General features: G+C 70.4%; 16 protein-coding genes. 6 read left to right on the forward strand and 10 right to left on the reverse strand.

Going from position 1 to position 22,340, the window contains the following annotated elements:
* Positions 1 to 397: 397 nt before the first annotated feature.
* The 4 genes from G6W55_RS23955 to G6W55_RS23970 all read right to left on the reverse strand — a co-directional run bounded on the left by G6W55_RS23955 (position 398) and on the right by G6W55_RS23970 (position 6,250).
* Entirely contained in the window at positions 398 to 1,282 is an 885-nt protein-coding gene (locus G6W55_RS23955; protein WP_175522899.1) for a carbohydrate ABC transporter permease, read from the reverse strand.
* A 3-nt stretch (positions 1,283 to 1,285) separates the two neighbouring features.
* A complete protein-coding gene (locus G6W55_RS23960; RefSeq protein ID WP_175522900.1) occupies positions 1,286 to 2,266 on the reverse strand; it encodes a carbohydrate ABC transporter permease in 981 nt (326 codons plus the stop codon).
* A 34-nt stretch (positions 2,267 to 2,300) separates the two neighbouring features.
* Positions 2,301 to 3,581 (reverse strand): extracellular solute-binding protein, encoded by a 1,281-nt coding sequence (locus G6W55_RS23965; RefSeq protein WP_175522901.1) that lies wholly within the window; start codon positions 3,579 to 3,581, stop codon positions 2,301 to 2,303.
* A 68-nt stretch (positions 3,582 to 3,649) separates the two neighbouring features.
* Positions 3,650 to 6,250 carry a beta-glucosidase gene (locus G6W55_RS23970; protein WP_175522902.1) on the reverse strand — a complete coding sequence of 867 codons (2,601 nt, stop codon included), beginning with the start codon at positions 6,248 to 6,250 and terminating at the stop codon, positions 3,650 to 3,652.
* 155 nt (positions 6,251 to 6,405) lie between these two features.
* Between G6W55_RS23970 and G6W55_RS23975 the strand changes: the two genes are divergently transcribed.
* Positions 6,406 to 7,044 carry a TetR/AcrR family transcriptional regulator gene (locus G6W55_RS23975; protein WP_309243806.1) on the forward strand — a complete coding sequence of 213 codons (639 nt, stop codon included), beginning with the start codon at positions 6,406 to 6,408 and terminating at the stop codon, positions 7,042 to 7,044.
* Positions 7,045 to 7,132: 88 nt separating this feature from the next.
* Here the strand turns inward: G6W55_RS23975 and G6W55_RS23980 are convergent, their stop codons facing one another.
* Positions 7,133 to 8,215, reverse strand: coding sequence for a hypothetical protein (locus G6W55_RS23980; protein WP_175522903.1), 1,083 nt, complete (start codon positions 8,213 to 8,215; stop codon positions 7,133 to 7,135).
* Between the two features lie 186 nt (positions 8,216 to 8,401).
* Here G6W55_RS23980 and G6W55_RS23985 point away from each other — a divergent pair, with 186 nt between their 5' ends.
* Positions 8,402 to 9,247 carry an alpha/beta fold hydrolase gene (locus tag G6W55_RS23985; RefSeq protein WP_175522904.1) on the forward strand — a complete coding sequence of 282 codons (846 nt, stop codon included), beginning with the start codon at positions 8,402 to 8,404 and terminating at the stop codon, positions 9,245 to 9,247.
* A gap of 46 nt (positions 9,248 to 9,293) precedes the next feature.
* On the opposite strand, the gene G6W55_RS23990 is transcribed toward G6W55_RS23985, so the two are convergent.
* Together G6W55_RS23990 and G6W55_RS23995 are read right to left on the reverse strand one after the other, a co-directional pair.
* Positions 9,294 to 11,648, reverse strand: coding sequence for an arylsulfatase (locus tag G6W55_RS23990; protein ID WP_175522905.1), 2,355 nt, complete (start codon positions 11,646 to 11,648; stop codon positions 9,294 to 9,296).
* Between the two features lie 198 nt (positions 11,649 to 11,846).
* Positions 11,847 to 13,961, reverse strand: a complete 2,115-nt coding sequence (locus tag G6W55_RS23995) for a choice-of-anchor A family protein (RefSeq protein ID WP_175522906.1) — start codon at positions 13,959 to 13,961, stop codon at positions 11,847 to 11,849.
* A 297-nt stretch (positions 13,962 to 14,258) separates the two neighbouring features.
* On the opposite strand from G6W55_RS23995, the gene G6W55_RS24000 reads away from it, so the two are divergent.
* On the forward strand, positions 14,259 to 15,260 hold the full coding sequence (locus tag G6W55_RS24000) for a DUF389 domain-containing protein (RefSeq protein WP_175522907.1): 1,002 nt from the start codon (positions 14,259 to 14,261) through the stop codon (positions 15,258 to 15,260).
* Positions 15,261 to 15,281: 21 nt separating this feature from the next.
* Here G6W55_RS24000 and G6W55_RS24005 read toward each other — a convergent pair whose 3' ends face one another.
* Positions 15,282 to 16,415 (reverse strand): pentapeptide repeat-containing protein, encoded by a 1,134-nt coding sequence (locus G6W55_RS24005; protein ID WP_254876413.1) that lies wholly within the window; start codon positions 16,413 to 16,415, stop codon positions 15,282 to 15,284.
* A gap of 554 nt (positions 16,416 to 16,969) precedes the next feature.
* Between G6W55_RS24005 and G6W55_RS24010 the strand changes: the two genes are divergently transcribed.
* The 3 genes from G6W55_RS24010 (at position 16,970) to G6W55_RS24020 (ending at position 20,510) form a co-directional block, all read left to right on the forward strand.
* Positions 16,970 to 17,806, forward strand: a complete 837-nt coding sequence (locus G6W55_RS24010) for a DUF4394 domain-containing protein (protein ID WP_175522908.1) — start codon at positions 16,970 to 16,972, stop codon at positions 17,804 to 17,806.
* A 302-nt stretch (positions 17,807 to 18,108) separates the two neighbouring features.
* The gene (locus tag G6W55_RS24015) at positions 18,109 to 19,746 is read left to right on the forward strand and encodes a molybdopterin-dependent oxidoreductase (protein WP_309243807.1); all 1,638 of its coding nucleotides are present in this window, start codon (positions 18,109 to 18,111) and stop codon (positions 19,744 to 19,746) included.
* 101 nt (positions 19,747 to 19,847) lie between these two features.
* The gene (locus tag G6W55_RS24020; RefSeq protein ID WP_175522909.1) at positions 19,848 to 20,510 is read left to right on the forward strand and encodes a fasciclin domain-containing protein; all 663 of its coding nucleotides are present in this window, start codon (positions 19,848 to 19,850) and stop codon (positions 20,508 to 20,510) included.
* Positions 20,511 to 20,746: 236 nt separating this feature from the next.
* Here the strand turns inward: G6W55_RS24020 and G6W55_RS24025 are convergent, their stop codons facing one another.
* The gene (locus G6W55_RS24025) at positions 20,747 to 21,499 is read right to left on the reverse strand and encodes an anti-sigma factor domain-containing protein (protein WP_175522910.1); all 753 of its coding nucleotides are present in this window, start codon (positions 21,497 to 21,499) and stop codon (positions 20,747 to 20,749) included.
* Entirely contained in the window at positions 21,496 to 22,080 is a 585-nt protein-coding gene (locus G6W55_RS24030) for a sigma-70 family RNA polymerase sigma factor (protein ID WP_175522911.1), read from the reverse strand. Before G6W55_RS24030 ends, G6W55_RS24025 begins: the two co-directional genes overlap by 4 nt.
* Positions 22,081 to 22,340: the final 260 nt, after the last annotated feature.

Consider the following 22,340-nt stretch of genomic DNA (forward strand, 5'->3'; position numbering starts at 1 on the left):
GGGGTGACCTGATACGAGGGGTGGGGAACCGGCCTGCCCCGACGGCTCATCGGGGCCCCGACAGGGACGGCCGGGTCTCGCAGGAGTGGTGCACCCCGGTCGCCCGGGACGGGCACATCGGTGCCCGCGGGGGCCGACCGGAGGTCGAAGGGGGTGGTGCGCCCGGCCGGCCTCGGCGGACACGTCTGTGCTCGCTGCGGCGGACCGGAATCGAAGGGTGGTGCGCCCGGTCAGCCGTAGAGCCGTAGCGGACATCCCCGCTCGCTGCGGCGGACCGGTGATAGAGGGCTTCAAACACCCCCGTGGTGCCCGGTGGTGAGGCAGGGCGGACCGTCTGTCGTGCGGCGCGGTCCTCGGCGGGTGCGGGACCGGTTCGGCAACTCCCCGGACCCCGGCCCTACTTCAGACCGGTCGTGGCGATCCCGGCGACGAAGTGGCGCTGGAAGAGCAGGAAGACGACCAGGACGGGCACCAGCACGACGGCCGCGCCGGCGAGGAGGACGCCGTAGCGCGTGAAGTCCTGGCCGCTGCTGACGAGCGCGAGGCCGACGGGCAGTGTGTACTGGTCCTCGTTCTGGGCGACGACGAGGGGCCACAGGAAGTTGTTCCAGGACCCGAGGAACGTGATGATGCCCAGCGTGGCGAGGGCGGGCTTGGTCATCGGGAGGATGATCCGCCGGAAAATCGCGATCTCCCCGCAGCCGTCCATGCGGGCGGCGTCGATGAGTTCGTCGGGCAGTGAACCGATGAACTGCCGCATGAGGAAGACGCCGAAGGGCCCGGCGAGGAACGGCAGGATCAGCCCGAGCAGCGAGTCGGTCAGCCCCAGGTTCGTCGTCAGGACGTACAGCGGGACGAAGGTGACCAGGCCGGGGACCATGAGGGTGGCCAGGACCAGGGTGAAGACCGCCTTGCGGCCGCGGAACTCCAGCTTCGCCAGGGCGTAGCCGAGCATCGAGCAGAAGAGCAGGTTGCCGGCGGTGACGGAGAGGGCGACGAGGAGGGAGTTGGTGAACATGCCGATGAAGTCGAGGTTGTCGAACAGTTCGGCGTAGTTGGCGGTGGTCGGGTCGGTGGGGACGAGAACCGGGGGCACCTTGCGGATGTCCGCCTCCGGCTTGAAGGAGCCGGACAGCATCCAGAGGAAGGGCACCAGCATGATGAACAGGGCGCCCGTCAGGGGCAGATAGAGCCAGGGGTTGCCCCAGCGCTGCCGCACCCGGCGCCGGCCGGCGAGGCGTGAGTCGCTGAGGCGCGTGTCGGTGAGCGTCGTGGTGGCCATGGGTCAGTCCTTCTCCCGCATCACACGGAACTGGAGCACCGTGAGGGCCGCGATGAGCATGAAGACGACGTAGCTGGCCGCCGACGAGTAGTCGTAGTTGCCGTAGCCGAACTGGCGGTAGGAGAACATCGTGGCGGACAGCGTGGAGTCCAGCGGGCCGCCGTTCGTCATCACGAACGGCTCGTCGAAGAACTGTAGATAGCCGATGCCCGTGGTCACCGAGGTGAGCAGGAGGGCCGGGCGCAGCAGAGGGAACGTGACCCGCCAGAACCGCTGCCAGGGGCCCGCCCCGTCGAGATCGGCCGCCTCCATCAGCGACCGGGGCACTCCCTGGAGCCCGGCCAGCATGATGATCATGACGGTGCCGAGGTTGCGCCACACCGCCATCACGATCATGACGGGCAGGGCGAAGCGGGTGTCGGCCAGCCAGGCCGGTCCGTCGATCCCGATCCAGCCGAGCACCGTGTTGACCAGGCCGGATCGCGGTTCGAGGAGTGTCTTCCATACGACGGCGATGGCGACGACGCTGGTGACGACGGGCAGGTAGAGCCCGACTCGGAAGACGGCCCGGAAGCGGCGGATGCCCCGGTCGAGGGCAACGGCGGCGGCGAGCCCCGCCGCCAGGGTGAGCGGCAGGCCGAACAGGACGAAGACACCGGTGTTGCGCAGGGCGGTGAAGAACACCGGGTCCTGGAACAGCCTGACGTAGTTGTCCAGGCCGACGAAGCCGACGGCGAGCGGGCTGCGGAGGTCCGCGCTCTTGGTGTCGGTGACGCTCATCAGCAGCGACCAGCCGACCGGCAGCAGCATGAACACGGCGAACAGGGCGAGGAACGGCAGGGCGAGGATCCACGCGGCGCGGCTCTGGCGGCGGGCCGCGACGGACGGGCGTGTGCGCGGCGGCTGCCTGAGGGCGGCCTTCGCCCGCACACCCACGGCGGGTGTCGTGGTGGGCGGTGGCCCGGGAACTCGGGTGTGGGACATGGCGGTTGGGGCTCCGTCCGTGCGGGGCGGGGTGTCAGCGTCCGGTGCCGATGGACGTCGCCTTGGACTGAAGGGCCTTCTGCACGTCCTGGGTCGTGGCCTTGCCGAGCGCGAGCTTCTCCAGTTCCGAGTCGATGACCGAGGCGATCTGCTGCCAAGTGGTGAGCGCCGGCGGGGCCTTGGTGACGTCGAGCTGCTCACGGAAGGCGGCGAGCTTGGTGTTGCCCGTCATGCGCTCGTCCTCCCAGGCGCCTATTGCGGTGGGCAGTTGACCGGTCCCGGCGCCGTAGGCGGCGAGGTTCTCGGCCTCGGTGAGGAAGCGGACGAACTTCCAGGCGGCGTCCTTGTTGTCGCTGCTCCTGAACACGGCCAGGTTGCTGCCGCCTGCCAGGCCCGCGGCCTCCTTGTTGACCGGGAGCGGCATGGTCTTCCAAACGGCGTCGAGTTCGGGGCTGTCCTTGTGGAGGTTGCCGCCGACGCTGGCGCCCTGCTGGAGGGTGGCGATCAGGCCGTCGTGGAAGCCCTGTTGGCCGTCGGTCTTGTCCGTCGGCGCCATCTTGTTCGCGAAGATCTCGCCGTAGTAGGTGAGGGCTTCGGCGACCTCGGGGGTGTCGAAGGTGAACTTCTTCGTCTTCGGGTCGTAGATGTCGCCGCCGGACTGCCACACCAGGGGCAGCCAGAACAGCCAGGCGTTGAAGCCGGTCTGCATGCCGGAGGCGTAGCGCAACTTGGGATTCTGCTTGCCGGCGGTCTTCTGGAGGGCTTCGAGGTTCGCGGCGAAGCCCTTCCAGTCGGTGGCGAGTTGGGTGACTCCGGCCTTCGCGGCGATGTCGGTGCGGTAGTAGATCACCGACGTGTCGGCGATGAACGGGACCCCGTAGGCGGTGTCCTGGTAGGTGGTGGTGGCCCACTGGCCGGGGAAGAAGGACTCGGCGGAGATCTCCTTCGGGGTGGCCTCGAAGCCGTTCATGGCGGCCATCTCCGCCATCCAGGTGGAGCCGATCAGCGACACGTCGGGTCCGTTGCCGCCCGCTATGGCGGTGGTCAGCTTGTCGTGCGCGGCGTCCCAGGGGACGGGCGTGATCCGGACGTCGGCGTCGGGGTTCTTCTTCTCGAACTCCTTGGCCAGCGACTCCAGGGTCGGGTCCGGGTCGCCCATGGACCACATGGTCACCGTGCCCTTGGCCGGGCCCTCGCCGAGGGAGGCGGCCTCCTTGTCCGGTCCGCTGTCGGCGGACCGGCCGCAGGCCGTGGCCAGCAGCAGGGCGGCGAGGCCGGCGGAGGTGACTCTGGCGACGCGGGCGGTACGGGACATGCTCATCACTCCTAGAGGCGGGACTGTGGGGGACGGCGGTTGGGGCCGGCAGGGCGAAGCCGGGGTGCTCAGCGGGCAGGTCGCGGTGTCGGCCCCTGTCCGCTGTCACCGGGCGAGCGGCCGGGACCGATGTCGAGACCGATGTCGAGCAGCAGGTCGCGGCTGGAGCGCCCGATCCGAAGACGGCAGGGTCCGGTGCGCGGGCGCCACCGCCCGTGTACGTCGTCCCAGGTGTGGAAGGTCCGCCACGGCACGGTCAAGGTGACCGTCGTGGTCTCGCCGGCCCCGGCCTCGGCCACGGTGAACCCGGCCAGGACGCGGACGGGTTCACCCGGGGCGGCCGGTGCTTCGAGGTACGCCTGGACGACTTCCCGTCCCCGGCGCGGGCCGGTGTTGGTGAGGGTGACCGTGACGGGCAGTCCGTCCCCGCCCGCGGGGCAGGGCAGTTGGACGGGGACGGACGGTTCGGGGGCTTCGGCGGCGACGTAGGACCAGGTGGTCCAGCCCAGGCCGTGACCGAAGGGGAAGGCCGGCGCGATCCCGGCGCGGTCGTAGGCGCGATGGCCGATGTGGAGGCGCTCGTGGTAGTCGACGACGCCGTCCACCGGTACGGCGTGGGGGACGGGGACGTCCGTGGCGCGGGCGGGGAGCGTCCAGGGCAGACGGCCGGAGGGTTCGGCGTGGCCGAGCAGGACGTCGGCGAGCGCGTGACCCGCCTCCTGCCCGGGCAGCCACTGCCAGAGCAGCGCGGGGACCTGGTCGGCCCAGGGCAGCAGGACCGGGGCGCCGGCGTTCACCACCACCACGGTGCGGGGATTGGCGGCGGCCACCGCGCGCACCAACTGGTGCTGCTGGGCGGTGAGTTCCAGGTCGGGGCGGTCCCAGCCCTCGGACTCGACCTCCTCGTTGGTGCCGATGACCACGACCGCGACATCGGCCGCGCGGGCCGCCTCGACGGCTTCGGCGATCTCGTCCTCGACGGTCGGGCCGGGCGGCCGGTGGCGCAGGTGAGCGGTGACGAAGCGGCCGTAGCCCTCGCCGTCCACGACCCGCAGGTCGATCCGCAGGCGCAGTTCCACCGGCGTGGCGCCCACCCGCACGGTGTGGCGGTGGGTGGCGGGGTGGTTGTGGCTGGACTCGAGGATCAGCTCGATGCCCCGGTCGTCCGCGCCCGCGTGCACGACGTCGTGGTCCAGAACGACGGTGAAGCGCCCGGCGCAGCCGAACTCCAGGATGTGGGTGCCCTCTTCGGCCAGGGTGACCCGGCCGGTGAGGACGACGTCGTGCACGTCGTCGGGTACGCGGAAGAAGCCCCAGTTCCCCGTGGGGCGGACCTCCTCGCCCACCACGGTGCCGTCGGCGGCCAGACAGGCGGCGTGCAGGCCGGTGAGTCGGTCGGGGTCGATGAAGGGGGCGTGGCGCCGTGAGGAGCCGCCGCGGCACACGGTCAGGGTGACGTCGTCGGGGAGGGCGGCCCGGAGGCCGTCGGTGTAGCCGACGGTGCGGACGGCGGGGACGTAGGCGCTGCCGCCGCCCTGGAGGTAGGGCTCGACGGCGTTCGGGCCGATCAGCGCGACGCTGCCGAGCCGGCCGGGGTTCAGCGGAAGGAGGCTCTGCTCGTTGCGGAGCAGGACGGTGCCGCGGGTGAGGACCTCGCGCAGGGCGGCGAACTCGCTCTCGCCGGCCGGCGCCGGCCGCGCGGCGGAGGGGAGCGGCGGGGGCTGCTCGCCAGGGGTCCAGGGGTCGGTGAGCTTGCCGACGCGGGCGGCCAGGCGCATCAGGCGCAGCACCTTGTCGTCGATGACGGTCTCGTCCACCTCGCCCCGCTCCACCGCGTCGACGAGGGCGGCGCCCCACGGGCCGTCGGGGCCCGGCATCACGAGGTCGAGGCCGGCGTCGGCCGTGGGCGCGGCGGTCTGCGTGGCGGCCCAGTCGCTGATCACGGCGCCGTCGAAGCCCCACTCGTCCTTGAGCACGCCCCGCAGGATCCGCCGGTGTTCGAGGACCGGCGCGGACTCGATGCCGTCGTCGAGACCGGAGTAGGCGCCCATGACGCTCCACGGGCCGGCCTCGGCCACGATCCGCTCGAACGGTGCGAGGTAGACCTCGCGCAGGGTGCGGGCGTCGATCCTCGCGCGGTAGCGGGTGCGGTCGGTCTCGGAGTCGTTGGCGACGAAGTGCTTCAGGCACGCCGCGACGCCTTCCTCCTGAAGGCCCCGCACCAGGGCGGCGCCGAGCGCGCCGGACAGCAGCGGGTCCTCGGAGAGGCACTCGAAGTGGCGGCCGGCGACCGGGGTGCGCTGAAGGTTGACGAGCGGAGCGAGGACGACGTCCACGTTCTTGCGGCGGGCCTCGGCGGCGAACAGCCGGCCCAGCCGCTCGGCGAGGGCGGTGTCCCAGGTGGCGGCCGTCGCGCTCGGGGCCGGCGCCAACAGGCCGGTCTCGCCGGGTACTTCGCCGGTGCCCCGCACACCCTGCGGCCCGTCGGAGGCGACGACGGCGTGCAGGCCGAGCCGCGGTTCCGCGGGCAGCGCCCACAGGGTCGCCCCCGTCAGCAGCCGCACCTTGTCGGCGAGATCCAGCTTCCCGACCAGCCCGGCCCAGCGGCTCTCATCCAGATGATCCAGCCGGTCCGCAAGGCCGGAGGGAGCGGGCGACGAGACGGGCATGGGGGTCCTTTCGAGCCGTGACAGCGGCATGTCGTCGTGATGACGGCCACATGAAAGCACACCTACTAAGTACTTAGTAAGTGGTCTGGGTCACAGAGAGCGCTTGTCGTTGGGAAGTCGATCACTGAACGCGACGGGGACCTATGCTGGGGTAGGTGAGTAACCAGTCGGTAAGCGGAACGAACCGCAAGACGCAGCCGCGTACGCCCCGTAGCCCGGAGGCCAGGCAGCGGCAGCAGGACATCCTGCGCATCGCGATGGACACGTTCGCCGCCCGCGGCTACAACAACGCCTCGCTCCAGGAGATCGCCGACCTCGCCGGGCTGACCCAGGCCGGAGTGCTGCACTACTTCCGCTCCAAGGCGAACCTGCTGACCAGCGTGCTGGACAAGCGCGACGCCAGCGACATCGAGCAGTTGGGCACCGAGCGCCCCCGCGGCCTGGCGTTCCTACGGCACCTGGTCGACACCGCGTCCCGCAACGCCGAACGCGAGGGGATCGTACGGCTCTACACCGTGCTGTCCGCGGAGAGCGTCACCGACGGGCACCCCGCCCAGGACTACTTCCGCACCCGCTACGAGGGCCTGCGCGCGATGGTCGCCGAGGCCCTCCGGGAGGCGTGCGACCTCGGCGAGATCGACGCCGACACGGCGGTCGAGGACACCGCCAACGCGATCATCGCCGTCATGGACGGCCTCCAGGTCCAGTGGCTCCTGGCCCCGGACCGGGTGAACATGGCCGCCTCGACGGACCGAGCTGTCACGGCCCTCCTGGCGGGGCTTACGGCGCGCTGAACCCCTGGACTGAACAAGGGCGCTGTCCGCACACGGATGTGGCCCCACGGCCGGACCCGGGTCGACCACGTGCCCACCCCGCCCCGGCTCACCGCCCCCACGGCCCGAGCAGCTCGCTGAGGTTGGCCAGATCAGGGGGCGTGATGACGACGAGACGGATGCCGGCCTCGTGGGCGAGTTGCTGTTTGGCTCGGATCTTGGTGACGTACTCGTCGCTGGTGAGGCCCGCGTACTCGACGTACGTGCCGTCCGGCAGCTCCCAGTCCGCGCGACGCCGTCCATGCGGATTGTGTTCCGGATGCCTGGGCCAGACCGGTTCGATCCGATGCTCCACGCCGTGGCGCGTGAACCAGTCGTCGATGGTCCGCTCGGCCAGCGACCTGCACGGGTGGCCGTCAGCCGCCACACAGTAGGTCCCGCGTGCGGGCCGCCACGCCTCGGGAACCAGACCGGTACGGCGCAGAACCTCCACCCAGCTTCCGGCCTTCAGCGCCGCACGGACCGTCGCGGCCGGAGGACACGTCCTCATCGCACCCACGATGGCATCACGCTGCTCGTCCGGAAGATCGAGAGGGACGGGGCGCTGGGCGAAGTCCTGTGGGGGAGCGGCGGCGAGGTGCGTCGACAGGGCGGTCAGCCTCTGCTGCGCCTCATCCGCGGTGATGGCACCGCTGTTTCCGTTGCGCGCCTCGACGCAGCATTGCTTGCACCAGCGGGCCGGCCCGAACTGCCGGACCATCCACGGATTGAGCTGCCCCGCCGTGAAGACGGTCGCACACAACGGGCACTTCTGCGGCCGCGCGTCCGGCCAGGACCGCCGTGCTCGCGCGGCATGGAAGGAGCCGTACATGGCGGCGTGTTCGTAGACCACATCAGGCCGGTCCGCGTACGTGTGCCCCTGCCCGATCAGCCTCCGGCGCGCCAGCTCGTACACCTCCTCCGCGAGGGCCGGCTCCCGCGTGAGCAGACGCCGCGGACACATCCAGGGCCACATCACTCCGTAGTCCTCGATCAGGGCGTCCACGAGGTCGTCACCCGCGTCGGTCCACACGCCGTCGAACCGCGCCTGGTCGCTCCTGCTCCACCCGTAGGGGTTGAAGCCGCCTTCAGGGTCCGTGCTCCTGAACGACCAATCCCTGTTCCGCCCCCGGTTGTCGGATGCGACCGGCATACATGTACTCCCTCGACTCGGCCACCGCGGGAAGGACATGCTTCTCCGAGCGGATCCGGATCATCCATCATCCCGGCCCTTTCGGCGAGAGCCACGCAGAGGGCTGGTCTCCAAGATCGGCGGTCCGTAGGCTCGTTCTGACAGGGCCGGAGTGACCGTGCATGATCAGGAGTCGGGGGCGGCGGAGTGACCGAGAACGATCTGACACTCGACGACGGCCGTCGTGTGCGCGTCCACGACACCGGGACCCACTCGGGCGCCGACTCCCTCGTCGTCTTCTGGCATCACGGCACACCGAACATCGGCGCGCCGCCCGTGCCCCTCTTCCCGGCCGCCGAGCGGCTCGGCATCCGCTGGATCTCGTACGACCGACCCGGGTACGGCGGATCGACGCCTCGCCCGGGCCGCGACGTGGCGTCGGTGGCCGGCGACGTCGCCGCCGTCGCGAGCGCGCTGGACGTCGAACGGTTCGCCGTCATGGGCCACTCCGGGGGCGGCGCGCACGCCCTGGCCTGTGCCGCCCTCCTGCCCAACCGCGTCCTGGGCGTGGTCGACGTGGCGGGACTGGCTCCGTTCGGCGCCGAGGGCCTGGACTGGTTCGAGGGCATGACACCCTCCATCGCGGCCTCGCTCCGCGCCGCCGCCCAGGGGCGCGGGGAGAAGGAGAAGCACACGGCCGGCGCCGAGTACGACCCGGAGATGTTCACCGCGGCCGACCACGCCGCCCTCGCCGGTGAGTGGTCCTGGTTCGACGACGTCGTCGCACCGGCCGTCGCGGCGGGCCCGGGCGGGCAGATCGACGACGACCTGGCGTACGTCGCCCCGTGGGGCTTCGACGTACGGCGGATCAACGTGCCGGTCCTCCTCCTCCACGGCGACCAGGACCGCATCGCGCCCAGCTCACACGCGCAATGGCTCGCGGACCACTGCCCGTCGGCCGAACTGTGGCTGCGCCCCGGAGACGGACACATCTCCGTCCTCGCCGCCGGCCCGGCCGCCCTGGAGTGGCTCGCGGAACGCTCCGCGGGCTGACACTGCCGGCGATTTCCCCGAGGCAGCGGCCCCGCCCGCCCCGCCCTCAGTCGAGCATGAACCAGCCACGCACCTGGGCCTCGTGATCGATGTAGCGTTCGCCGGAGACGTCGACGACGACCTTGTCGATCGTGCCGCCGGTGAACGGGAACGGCCCTCGGTAGTCGGGTGTGACCGGTGACGCGTCGTCGCGGCCCACACAGATCCCGTCCCCGACGACACAGAAGCTGCCGGGCTGGGTGACGATGTCCTCGCGGCCCACCTCCTGGTCGTCCATGTAGAGGGTGAGAGTGCCCGCCGCACCGGGCATCGCGGGGTCGGCGCTGCGGCCGGTCGCGGTGAACTCGGCGGTGAGCACATGCCGGCCCGGCGGGATCTCCCGGTCGGCGTCCACGACCTGGAGATGCGTGCCGACCCAGTTGAACGCGTAGTGCAGACGGTGGTCCTTGACGTAGAGGCTGTGGCCGCCCGCCACACCGCCGTGGGCGTAGAGAACGCCCTCGGCGTCCGCCGACCCGATGTCCACCCCGGCGGCGATGGTGTACGACCGGCCGCTGGTCACCACCCCGGACTGCTCGGGCACCGCCGCGGTGTCGGGGTAGTAGACGTATCGGTCCCGCTCGGGGCTGCCGTGTGGGCGGTCGGCCAGCACCTGTTCCAGGGCGTTGCGGTCGTCCAGCGGCAGCCCGTTGTAGCGGCCCGCGTAGTAGTACCAGAGGCTCTTGAGGGTCTCCAGCCGGGCCGGTTCCCGCGCCGCCAGGTCCGTCGACTGCGCACGGTCGGTGCCGAGGTCGTACAACTCCCAGACGTCGTGCTCGAAGTTGCCCCAGCCGCTCAGCGGCGGGTGGACCGTGCAGGCCAGCCACCCCTCGTGGTAGATCGACCGCTGCCCCAGCATCGCGTAGAACTGGGTCTGGCGTCCCGGCGCCTCGGGATCGGTGAGGGACGCCTTGAAGCTCTCGCCCTCGATCGGATTCTGCGGGTAGCCCTTGAGCACCTCGGGCGGCTCCACGCCCAGCAGATCGTAGAGCGTGGGCACGACGTCCACCGCGTGGACGTACTGCCCGCGCACCTCGCCCCGGGCCTCGATCCCCGCCGGCCAGGCGACCACGCACATGTCGGCCACGCCGCCCTCGTAGCCGGCCCAGCGCTTCCAGTACGGGAACGGCGTGTCGAACGCCCAGGCCCAGCCGGTGTTGTAGTGGTTGTACGACGTCGGACCGCCGAGTTCGTCGAGGTGCTCCAGGGACAACTCGACCGGGGTGTCGAGGCCGTTGAAGAACCGCCACTCGTTGAACGTGCCGTTCGGACCGCCCTCACCGCTCGCCCCGTTGTCGGAGACGGCCACGATGATCGTGTTGTCCAGCTCGCCCGCGGCCTCCAGGAAGTCGATGACCCGGCCCAACTGGTCGTCGGTGTAAGAGACATACCCGGCGAACACCTCGGCCATCCTGATGAACAGCCGCCGTTCGTCGGCGGTGAGGTCCGCCCAGGGCCGTACGGTGTCGAGCATCGGCCACAACTGCCCGTCAGGGCCCGTCACTTCGGGCTCGCCGTGCGGGTTGATCGGCGACAGCTCGGTGTCCTCCGGCAACAGGCCCATCTCCTTCTGCCGGCGCAGAATGCCGGGCCGGATCGCCTCGTACCCCTCGTCGAAGACGCCCTTGTAGCGGTCCGCCCACTCCTTGAACACATGGTGCGGCGCATGGGCCGCGTCGAGGGAGAGATACATGAAGAACGGCTTGTCGGGATCGACGACCTTGGCGTTGCGGATGTACTCGATGGCCTTGTCGGAGAAGTCCTTGGCGATGTGATAGCCCTCTTCGGGCGTGGCCGGCGGGGCGACCGGATGGTTGTCCTGGATCAGGTCCGGGTACCAGCAGCTCGACTCGCCGCCGAGAAAGCCGTAGAACTGCTCGAAGCCGCGCCCCAGCGGCCAACGTCCCTTGTACGCGGCCTGGTTGATCTCCTCGCCGGGGGTGAGGTGCCACTTGCCGACGCAGTACGTGTTGTAGCCGCGCTCGCCCAGGACCTCGGAGACGAACCCGTTCTCGAACGGGATCCGGGTGGAGATGCCGGGGAAACCGGAGCTGAACTCGGCGATCGTCGCCATGCCGTTGGACGTCGCGTTCCTGCCGGTCAGCAGGGAGGCCCTGGTCGGGGAGCACAGCGCGGTGGTGTGGAAGTTCGAGTACCGCACCCCCATGTCGGCGATCCGCGACATGGTGGGCGTCTTCACCGGACCCCCGAAGCAGTCCATCGTCCCGTAGCCCACGTCGTCCCACGCGATCACCAGCACGTTCGGGGCGTTCTCGGGAGCCTTGGGCGCGAGGTACGGCGCCCAGTCGGGTTGAGAGTCACGGACGTCGAAGGCGATCTTCCCCCTGAAGGGCCTGGGCATGACGATTCTCCTCGCGTCGCCGGTCCTGAGCCGGATGGCCCCTCCACCGTCACCGGGGACGCCCTCGCCCCGCCTCACCCTCCAGGGGTGAGCGCCCTATCGCTGGTGACCTGTGCAGACGCGGGCTGACGGCCCTGGGAGGGGGAATGGCCATCAGCCCGCGTCTTCGGTCAGGCGGTCATTGCCGCTCCCGCGATGTCAGGGGTTGCCGTAGCCGTCTCCGTACCCTTCGTGACCGCGCTTGTTCTTCACCGTGACGGTGATGTCGTCGTCCGTGCCGTTGATGACGTACGGACCGGTCACCGGGTTGCCGGGCATGACGTACCCGTTGGGTACGGCGGTCTCCCGCAGGTAGTACGTGCCGTACGCGAGCGGGTCGAAGTCACAGGCGCCCCTGAGGTTCGTGGTGCACTCGCCGGCGAGGGTGTCCGGGTCGGCACCGTTCGTCTGAAGCCCGGCCCGGCCGTTCGACTCCTTCCACAGCTCGAACTCGGCACCCGCCAGAGCCTGCCCGCTCTTGGCGTCGGCCTTCTTGAGATGCAGCGAACCGTCGGGCACGTCGGGCGTCTTCGTGTTCCTGGCAGTCACGGACACCCCGGCGTCGGCGTTGTCCTCGGTGAGGGTCAGGGGCCCGAAGACGGCCGGGTTGGGCAGGTCGTAGCCGTTCGGGGCCGCGGTTTCCTGCCAGTAGTAGGTGCCGGTCGGGACGGTCTCGGCGCATTCGCCGTCGGCGCCTGTTGTGCACGGGTCGCCGACTTGGGTGTCGGGGTTGGTGCCGTCGGTCTGGAGTCCGGCTTGGTCGTTGGTCTCGCGCCAGAGTTGGAATTCGGCACCGGCCAGTGGCGCGTCCGTGTCCGCGTCCACCTTGTCCACGCTGACCGAGCCCTGGGTCGGCGGCTGGGGTGTGCGGGTGTTCTCCGCCGTGATGGATACCCCGGCGTCGGCGTTGTCCTCGGTGAGGGTCAGCGGTCCGAACACCGCCGGGTCCGGCAGGTCGTAGCCGGTAGGTGCGGCGGTCTCCTGCCAGTAGTAGGTGCCGGTCGGGACGGTCTCGGCGCATTCGCCGTCCGCCCCCGTCGTACACGGGTCCCCGACCTCTGTGTCCGGGTTCGTGCCGTCGGTCTGGAGCCCCGCCTCGTCGTTGGTCTCGCGCCACAACTGGAACTCGGCGCCGGCCAGCGGCGCGTCGGTCTCCGCGTCCACCTTGTCCACGCTGACCGAACCGGTGACCGGGGTCGGGGTGTCGGAGTCGCACCGCAGGTCGGCGTCGAAGGGGAAGTAGTGGATCTCGCCCGCGTTCACCGCGCCGCCGCCGGACCCGCCGGACAGGGGGCCCGCGACGAGTTCGTGGGTGATGATGTCGCCCTCGATGTTCGCCGGGTCGAGGTCGGTGAGCTTGGCACGGGGGGCGTAGATCGTGCCCTCGACCGTGTCGCCCTCCTCGATGGTGATGTCGGTGGCGTCGGCGAAGTTCCACAGGATGTACGGCGCCTGGTCCCCGGACACGCCCGCAAGGGTGGGCGTGTTCCAGGTGAGGACCCCGGCGCTGCCCGTGGTGTCCACGTTGATGAGCAGCGGGGTGTCGGCGGTGGGCTCGTCCTGGAAGGTCAGCTCGTCGATGTTGTTGAGCTGCTCGCCGGTCAGGCGCAGCACGTTGGTCTGCCCCGAGGTGAGCTCGATCTCGATGTCCGAGCCCGGCGGGATCGTGTTCTGGTCGGGCAGCGGGACGCCGTTGCCGTCCAGCAGGATCACGGTCGCCGCGCAGGTGGCCATCGAGTCGGCCCGGTCGCGGTAGGTGGAGAACAGGGCCGTGAAGTCCATCAGGCCGGACTGCTCGACCGAGGCCACCGGCTGCTGGACGGTGAGCTGGACACGCGGCGTGGAGTTGTAGCCGGCGCCGTCGGCCACGACCTGTGTGTCGACGCTCGCCCCGTTCTGGTCCTCGATGAGGACGTCGCTGGCAGACGTGTCGCCGATCTTGGCGTAACCATTCTGCAGAACCTGGAGGACGCCGGACGGGCTGCTGCCCGCGTAGTCGACGCCGCCGCCGACGAGGAGGGCGGTCGGCTGGTCGTCGCCGGGGGCGGTGAAGGTGCCGGGGGTGTTGAGGGCGACGTTGTAGTTGCTGCCGAACGTGAGGTTCCCGCCGACGGCGACCGGGCCTTCCGACTCCGTGCTGCCGAACGTCGCGTTGCTCTCCGTCACGACCCCGAAGCCGTTGCTGCCCGCGACCGGATTCCCGATGTCGACGGGGGCGAGCACGGCGGCGCCCGCCGGGCCGCCGGTCAGCACGAAGGCCGTCAGCAGCCCCATGCCGGCAAGCCCTGCGGCGGCACGCGACGGGAGCGGGTGCACGGACGGGCCACTACGGACGGTGTTCAAAGCGGTCGTTTCATGGCTGAAAGTTATGGGTGTGGCCCATTTTCGGCTGGTACGTGTTTGTGACACTCCGTGTGACCACTCGTCTGGCCACTTGGCGGGGAACGCCGGTGGGCCTTCGCGACGAACATGGACAAGACCAACCCCGGAACCCGCACATGGCCCACCTGCGCCGACCGGGGCCTCGTGTTGCTCCCCGCCCGAGATCGCCCCGGTCACGATACTGACCCCATGCCCGGCCAACTCCGCGCCAAGGTCCTGCCGGACCGGCAACGCCGATCCCTGGACGATCTCCAGCAGGACCTCGATCTCTCGTCCGGGGACAGCCGGTCGAAGCAGTCGGCCTTCTGGACCATGCTCACGCTGTCCGCGGTCATCGCCGCGTGCGGCATCCTGACGAACTCCACCGCCACCGTCATCGGCGCGATGATCATCGCCCCGCTCTCCACCCCCATCATGGGCATCGCCCTCGGCGCCGTACAGCGCCGCCGCAGCTCGGCCGCCGCCTTCGTGGCCTTCGGATGCCTGCTGGTGATCACGGTCGGGGCGGTGGCCTCACTGGTGGTGCCCCCGTCCTACGACCTCCTGACCAACAGCCAGATCTCCGGCCGCACCTCACCGGGACTGCTCGACCTGGTCTCCGCCCTGGCCACGGGCTTCGCCGGCGCCGTGGCGCTGGCCCGCAAGGACGTCGCCGCCGTACTGCCCGGAGTGGCCATCGCGATCTCCCTCGTCCCGCCCCTCGTCGTCACCGGCGTCTGCGCCGGCCAGACGGCGTGGTGGCTGGCGCTGGGCGCGCTGGTGCTCTTCCTGTCCAACCTCTTCGCCCTCGTCTTCGCCGGCATGGTCGTCTTCACGGTCCTCGCCCACACCCCGGCCGACGGCCGCCGCGCCCACCGCGGACCACGCCGCGCCCAGATCATGCTCGGACTGCTCTTCACGGCCGTCCTGCTCCCGCTGGGCGCCAACACGGTCGCCACCGTCCTGCTCAACACCTGGACCCTCAGAGCCAAGAGTGCCGCCGAACGGTGGCTCACCGACACCCCCGGCGCGATGGTCACCGGCGTCGACGCACGCTCCCGGACCCTGTACATCCATGTGCGCAGCCCCAGCGAGCTGCCCCCGATCGACGGGCTGCTCAGCAGCCTGGAGGGTCAGATCCCCGACGGCGTCCCCATCGTCGTCGACAGCACACGCGGCCGGGAGATCACGGCCGGCAAGGTCGGTGGATGACGCCCTTGGGACGACGTCCGGTCAGGGAGCGGACCGCAGTGGCGGCGCCTGCCACGTCATCCCCGGCGGCTGGAGGAGGGGCGAGGGCTCGGGGCCCGGGTCGTCGGTGGCGACGACTCCGGCGGCCGTCGGGTCGAAGCCCTCGGGCCAGCGGGTGCGACCGCTGGCCAGGGCGCCGGTCAGACGCGCTTCGGCGAGATCGGCGGTGCTCAGGTCGGTGCCGCGCAGGTCGGCCAGGCGGAGATCGGCGCGCCGGAAGACCGCGCCACGGGCGTCGGCCTTGCGCAGGTTCGCCTCGCGCAGGTCGGTCTCGGTGAAGTCGGCGTCACGCAGGTCGGTTTCGACCAGCTTCGCGCCCCGCAGGTCGGCCAGGACGCAGCGGGCCCGGCGGAGAATCGCCGTCGTCAGGTCGGTGTGCCGCAGGTTGACCGAGACCAGGGACGCCTGCGTCAGATTGGCGTGGTAGAAGCCCGCCGCCTCCATGCAGGTGCGGTCGAAGTTGACCTCGGGGAACCACAGTCCGTCGCAGTCGGCGCGGCGCAGATCGGTCACGCTCAGATTGACCCAGGACTGCTCCCGGTCCCGGCACAGCACGCCGAGCGCGGTCAGCGCCACCTGCGCGTCGGCCGCGCGGGTCTCCAGCGGCGCGATGTCGTTGATGGGCACGTCCGCCGACGGTGACTGCGGCCCGGTGGGCGGCCAGGGCAGGTGGGTCCGCAGATACGCGGCCTGGATGGAGATGATGGCTTCCCGGTCCCGGCCGGACTGCTCCGCGATCCGCCACAGCGCGTGCAACCCGCCGATGCGCACATCCAGCTTGTCACTGCCGAGCTGGTCGACGGCCCGGCTGAACCGGTCGGTGACATAGCCTTCCTGAGTGGCACGCAACCCGTCCTGGCTCACCCGCAGTTGCCGCCAGGTGGCGTACGCGCCGAAGAGCACGACCAGTCCGCCGACCACCTGAAGAAGCGTCGTACGGACATCGTTGACCGCCTTCAGCCGATCCTGCGCGGCGACGCTCGCCCCGGCGAGATCGTGGTCGACCACCACACCCGGCAGCACGACGAACACCGCCCCCAGAACGACCAGCCCCACCGCCCCGCCCAACAGCCCTACGACCACCCGCCGCCCCTGGCCCGGTTCCCCCGTCTCCATGGGGATGAGGCTAGGCGTCGCGCGGAAGGCGATCAAGAGGCGGAAGACGATCAAGAGGAGGGGGCGCGGCCGGCTGCCGGTTCAGGCACCCGGCCAGGTGGCGAGGGCCTGTTCGGCGACCCGGTGCAGGTCCTCACGGCCGGTGCCGCCCGCCGCCTGCACCGAGATGCCCTGGCCGACCGCGGTCAGGTAGCGGGCGAGGCCCTCGGCGTCCGCGTCCGGCGGAAGGTCGCCGTCCGTCTGCGCACGTTCGAAGCGGGCACGCAGGGCGGCGACGCCGGACTCCCGCCGGGAGGCATGTTCGTCTTGGGGCTGCCGGCGTCGGCTCGGGCCGATCGGTTGCGAAACGACTCACCGACCCGAGCGGAATCGATCCTCGCTCGCTTCATCCCGTCAGAGCGAGGGTGAGGGCCGTACGTGTGGCGTGCGGTGCCGTACGGGTGATGCACGCGGCAAGGTCCCATCCGTGTGTCGTGGGGCGCCGGATTCCCTTCACAGCTCCGGGCGATCTGCCCGGGGCATCGGGAAGGGAAGACACCATGCGTAAACGTGTGATGGCTGCTTCGGCTGTCGTCCTCGCGGCCTCCTGTGCGGCTCCTGTGCTCGCGTTCGCCGACGCCCCGGCCGCATCCGGGGGGCGCGGGCTGACCGCGATCGGCCTGACGGGGGATCAGCGGCTGGTCGAGTTCGATGTCGACCGGCCTGCCGGGGCCCGGTCGCTGGGCAAGGTCTCCGGACTGGCCGGGGATCGCAGGCTCGTGGGGATCGACTTCCGTGTGCAGAACGGAAAGCTGTACGGCGTCGGTGACAGAGGAGGCATCTACACCCTGGATGCCCGTGCGAAGGCGTGGAAGGTCTCGCAGCTCACCGTGACGCTTTCGGGTACCGCGTTCGGGGTGGACTTCAACCCGGCCGCAAACCGCCTACGGGTCGTCTCCGACACCGGGCAGAACCTGCGGCACAACATCGACGATTCCGCGGCCCCGCTGACCACCACCGTCGATGGCGCGCTCACCAATCCGACGATGCCGCCGTCCACCGCGCGCGGTGTGACCGGTGCCGCCTACACCAACAACGACCTCAGCACGACGACGGCGACGACTCTGTTCGACCTCGACACGCTGACCGACCGGATCTCGCTGCAGTCCCCGGCCAACGCCGGCACCCTGGCGCCCACCGGGAACCTCGGTGTCGACGCGGCCCCGGACGCCGGGTTCGACATCTACTACGACCGGACCACCGGCATGAACCAGGGATTCGCCACCCTCGGCACGGCCGGCGCCTTCCGCCTCTACGGGGTGAACCTGTTGACCGGAAGGGCAGCGGACAAGGGCGCCTTCCCGAAGAAGTACCAGGTCACCGACCTGGCCCTGCCGATCGACCAGACGTAACCGCACCAAGCGGCAAGGGGGGAGGGGAAGGGGTCCCGCGGGAGCTGTCTCCCGCGGGCTTCCTGGCTGGTGTCGACAGACGCCCCCGATATTCCTTCGCCGCCTGGGCATCGTGGAGCTGGAGGGGATGGGCGGGGGCCGTCGGCGGCGGGCTGCGGGCGTCGGCCACGAGTTGCCTCCGCCCGAGGAAGGCAAGATGGGGTAATCCGTTGCGGAATGCTCGGCGGATTGGTGCGAAATCCCATTTCACCTGATCAGGTATCGGACCAATCCACCCTGGGGCGCAGAACCGGATTTCCCGTGTGAGGGACGAAGAGAAGGATCTGCGCGTACGGCCGGGCCGACCGCGTCTGGCGCTCGGGGCGTTGAGCGGGGTGCTGGCCGGCTTCACCGCGCTGGCGGTGGCCGAACTGGCCGCGTCCGCGGTGCGTCCGCAGTCACGTCCCGTCATCGCGGTGGGTGGTGCGTCCATCGACGTGACTCCGGCGTCGGTCAAGGACTGGGCGATCCGTCACTTCGGTACCGACGACAAGCTCGTGCTTCAGCTCGGCATCCTTGCCGTGCTGACCCTGCTGGCCATGGTGCTGGGCGTACTGGAGGTGCGGTTCCGTCGGGCCGGAGTCGCCGGCGTCCTCGTCCTCGGGGCTGTCGGGGCAGCGGCCGCCGCCGGCCGGCCCGACTCCACGGGTCTCGCCGACACGCTCCCCTCGCTCGCGGGGGCTCTTGCAGGAGCTCTGCTTCTCCATGTCCTGGCGGGCCGACTGACCGCCGTGAGGCGGTCGCCGGAGTACGGGCACGAGGCGGGGGTGGTATCCGGGGAAGGGGGAGCAGAGTCGGCCGTGTCCGGCGGGTGGGACCGGCGGGGGTTCGTCCTCGCGGCCACGTCCGCCGCGGCGGCCTCGGCCGTGGCGGGTGCTGCCGGCCGGGTACGGAACGTCTCGGGTGACCAGGACGCGGTCACCTCCCGTGACGAGGTGGTGCTGCCGCGACCGGGGTCACCGGCCCAGCCGGTACCGAGGAGGGCCGCACTGCGCGTCCCGGGGATCAGCCCCTTCGTCACACCGAACGACAAGTTCTACCGCGTGGACACCGCGCTGGTGGTGCCCATGGTGGACGCCACCACTTGGCGTCTGCGCATCCACGGCAAGGGTGTACGCCGGGCGGCCACGTACTCCTTCGGCGATCTGCTGGGCAGGGAACTGATCGAGCGGGACATCACTCTGGCCTGTGTCTCCAACGAGGTCGGCGGCCCCTACGTGGGCAACGCCCGTTGGACCGGAGTGCGGCTCGCCGACCTGCTGGCCGAGTGCGGTGTGCGACCCCCGTCCCGGGGAGGCCCCGCGGATCAGTTGGTGGCGCGTTCCGTGGACGGTATGACGATCGGCAGCCCCGTCGACGACCTCATGGACGGCCGCGACGCACTGCTCGCGCTCGGCATGAACGGGGAGCCGCTGCCCTTCGCACACGGTTTCCCGGTGCGGATGGTGGTTCCGGGCCTGTACGGCTTCGTCTCGGCCTGCAAGTGGATCGAGGACATCGAGCTCACCACCTTCGATGCCTACGACCCCTACTGGGTCAAGCGCGGCTGGGCCCGCAGGGCCCCGATCAAGACCCAGTCACGTATCGACACCCCCAAGCCCTTCGCCCGGCCGAAGGCCGGCACGGTGATGGTCGCCGGGGTCGCCTGGGCTCAGCATCGGGGCATCGACAAGGTCGAGGTACGGGTCGACGACGGGCCCTGGCAGCAGACACAACTGGCCGCAGAGGACACCCGGGACACCTGGCGGCAGTGGTCTCTGCCCTGGCAGGCGACTCGAGGCAGCCACACCCTCACCGTACGGGCCACCGACCGCACCGGCACCCTCCAGACCGGCCGACGCACACGCACCATCCCCGACGGCGCCGACGGATGGCATTCCGTCGTCGTGACCGTCGACTGACCACCCTTCCACGCCGAGGGCCCCGTGCTCTTCGCGAACCATCTGTCCGACACCCCTCGAACGCAGCCGCATCGTGCTGCGCCTTCCCACTGGAGAACATGATGAACACCCGTATCCGTCGCACCGTCGGCCTGCTTGCCACTGCCGCTGTCCTGCCCCTGGCACTGACCGCCTGTGCGAGCGGCAGCGGTGATTCGGCCACGTCCGCCTCCTCGAGCAAGGCGTCGGCCCCGGCCACCCGGGACAGCGACGACATGGGCGGCTCAGGCAGCGGCGCGAGCGGTATGGACCGGCCGTTCGGGGCGGCCTGCTCCGCGGTGCCGAAGAGCGGTGCCGGCTCCTTCGACGGCATGGCCCAGGACCCGGTCGCCAGCGCCGCCTCCAACAATCCCGCCCTCTCTACCCTGGTGGCGGCCGTGCAGAAGGCCGGCCTGGTCGACACCCTCAACAATGCCCAGGGCATCACGGTGTTCGCGCCGACCGACGAAGCCTTCGCCAAGATCCCGAAGGCGACTCTGGACAAGGTCCTGGCCGACAAGGCCGAGCTGACGAAGATCCTCAGCTACCACGTGGTGGGCCAGAAGCTGACCCCGAAGGACCTGGAGAACGGTTCGTTCGACACGCTGGAGAAGTCGCGGGTGACGACGTCCGGTTCGGGCGACTCCTACACCGTCAACGACTCCGCCAGGGTCGTGTGCGGCAACGTGAAGACCGCCAACGCCAACGTCTACATCATCGACACCGTTCTCATGCCCTCGAGCTGACACCTGCGGTCCGAGGACGCCCGGGCCACAGGCCGGCCCCGTTGAAAGGCGACCTCGCCGCCAGGCCATGAGCCTGCTGCCGAGAGGCGGAAGAGGGCAACGTCCGTGAAGCTCCCGGCTGGAACACGTACGTGACAGGTGGCAGCGGCCTTCCCCCGCTGCCACCACGCTCAAGCAGGCGAATCACGTGGAGGGGAGTCCGCCTGCCGTCGGACTCCCCTCCCACCTGCACGCCTCTAGGCCGGCACGCCGAGCAGGACGATCGGTGCCGAGGTGGGCTGCTCCGATCCGCCGGCCGGCTCCACCGTGATACCGATGCCCGAGGCACCGCCGACCGTGCCCTGAAGGAGCACGGCTTGGTCGCTGCGACCCGGATCCATCAGCCCGGCGGAGCGCATCTTCCCGCCCTCGGCGAACCACAGTTGGTACACCGCGCCCGGCGGCGGCGGTGCCACTCCGGAGGCCACGAAGACGGCCCGGTCACGGTCGGCGGAAACCACCAGCGTGCCCGCACCGCCGGCCACCTTCGCCGAACGCGACCTGGCATCGGGTGCGGCCAGCACCACCGCCATGTCATCGGCGAGCCGCTCCGCCCGCGCCGACCGGTCCTGAGCGTCTTGGGCGCGCTCGTACTGCCACAAGGCGCCGACGCCGAAGGCGGCAGTGGCGGCCACGGAGGCAGCCAGTACCCACCACCCTGTGGCGCGCCCGAGCCGCGCTCCACGGCGTAGCCGCTCCGACGCCGCAACACCGGGCGACATCTGCCGTACGGAGGTGATGCGTTGCAGAACCCGGTCGCGCATGGCAGGGCGCGTGCGCACTGTGGAGGCGAGTGCCAGACGACCCGCAGTGGCCGCGAACTCCGCGGCCTCCTGACCGCAAGCGTCACAGGAAGTCAGGTGACGCTCGAAAGCGGCCAGTTCCTCGTCGTCCAGCGCGTCCACCGCGTAGGCGCCGGTCAGCGCGTGCAGATCGGTCGTGGTCGTCATGCGGTCACCCCCAGGCAGTCACGGAGCCGGATGAGTCCGTCGCGCAACCGCGTCTTGACGGTCCCGACCGGTACTGCCAGAGCCTCAGCGACCTCTCGGTACGTCAGGCCCCGGTAGTACGCGAGAGTGACCGACTGTCGCTGCAACTCGGTCAGGGTGCGCAGGCAGCGTCGTACCTGCTCCCGCTCCAGCCGGGTCTCGACCTCCTCGGTCACCTCGTCGTACGCGGGCTGATGATCGAGCAGAGCGGCCTTGGTGTCACGGGCCGCCGCGGCCTCCACCGACCTCACCCGGTCCACGGCCCGCCGGTGAGCGAGGGTGAGGATCCAGTTGATCACTGTGCCCCGCTCGGGCCGGTAACGCGGGGCTGTGCGCCAGACCTCCACGAGCACGTCCTGCGCCACTTCTTCCGATTGCGCCTGGTCACGTAGAACGGCCCGTGCAACCCCGAGGACAGAACCAGCTACGGCGTCGTAGAGCGCGGCGAAGGCTTCCTGATCACCCAGCGCCACCTCGTGCAGCAGACGCTGCAAGTCAGGTTTCACAGACACCCTGGTGCCGATATGTACTGGTTCCTTCACAATGACCCCTCTTCCGCATGTGTGACAGTCCGGCGCATCCGTGCGTAATCCGGGGCCGCACGGGCTGCGGATTGGTCGCATGCGAAAGGCGGGCACCTCAGGACATTTCTCAGACCCGGAAGGGTGTTCGCAGGGGACACCTGCCGAGGCGAGTCACGCCGCACACTCCTCGGTGCGGGACAGGGTCACTGCGTCGCCGCGCATCAGGGTGGGGTCGACGTTGCTATGACGGGCAGGCGGTGGAGCGGGTCGTACGGCAT

The sequence above is a fragment of the Streptomyces sp. CAI-85 genome, from assembly GCF_013363615.1.
Taxonomy (GTDB): domain Bacteria; phylum Actinomycetota; class Actinomycetes; order Streptomycetales; family Streptomycetaceae; genus Streptomyces; species Streptomyces antibioticus_B.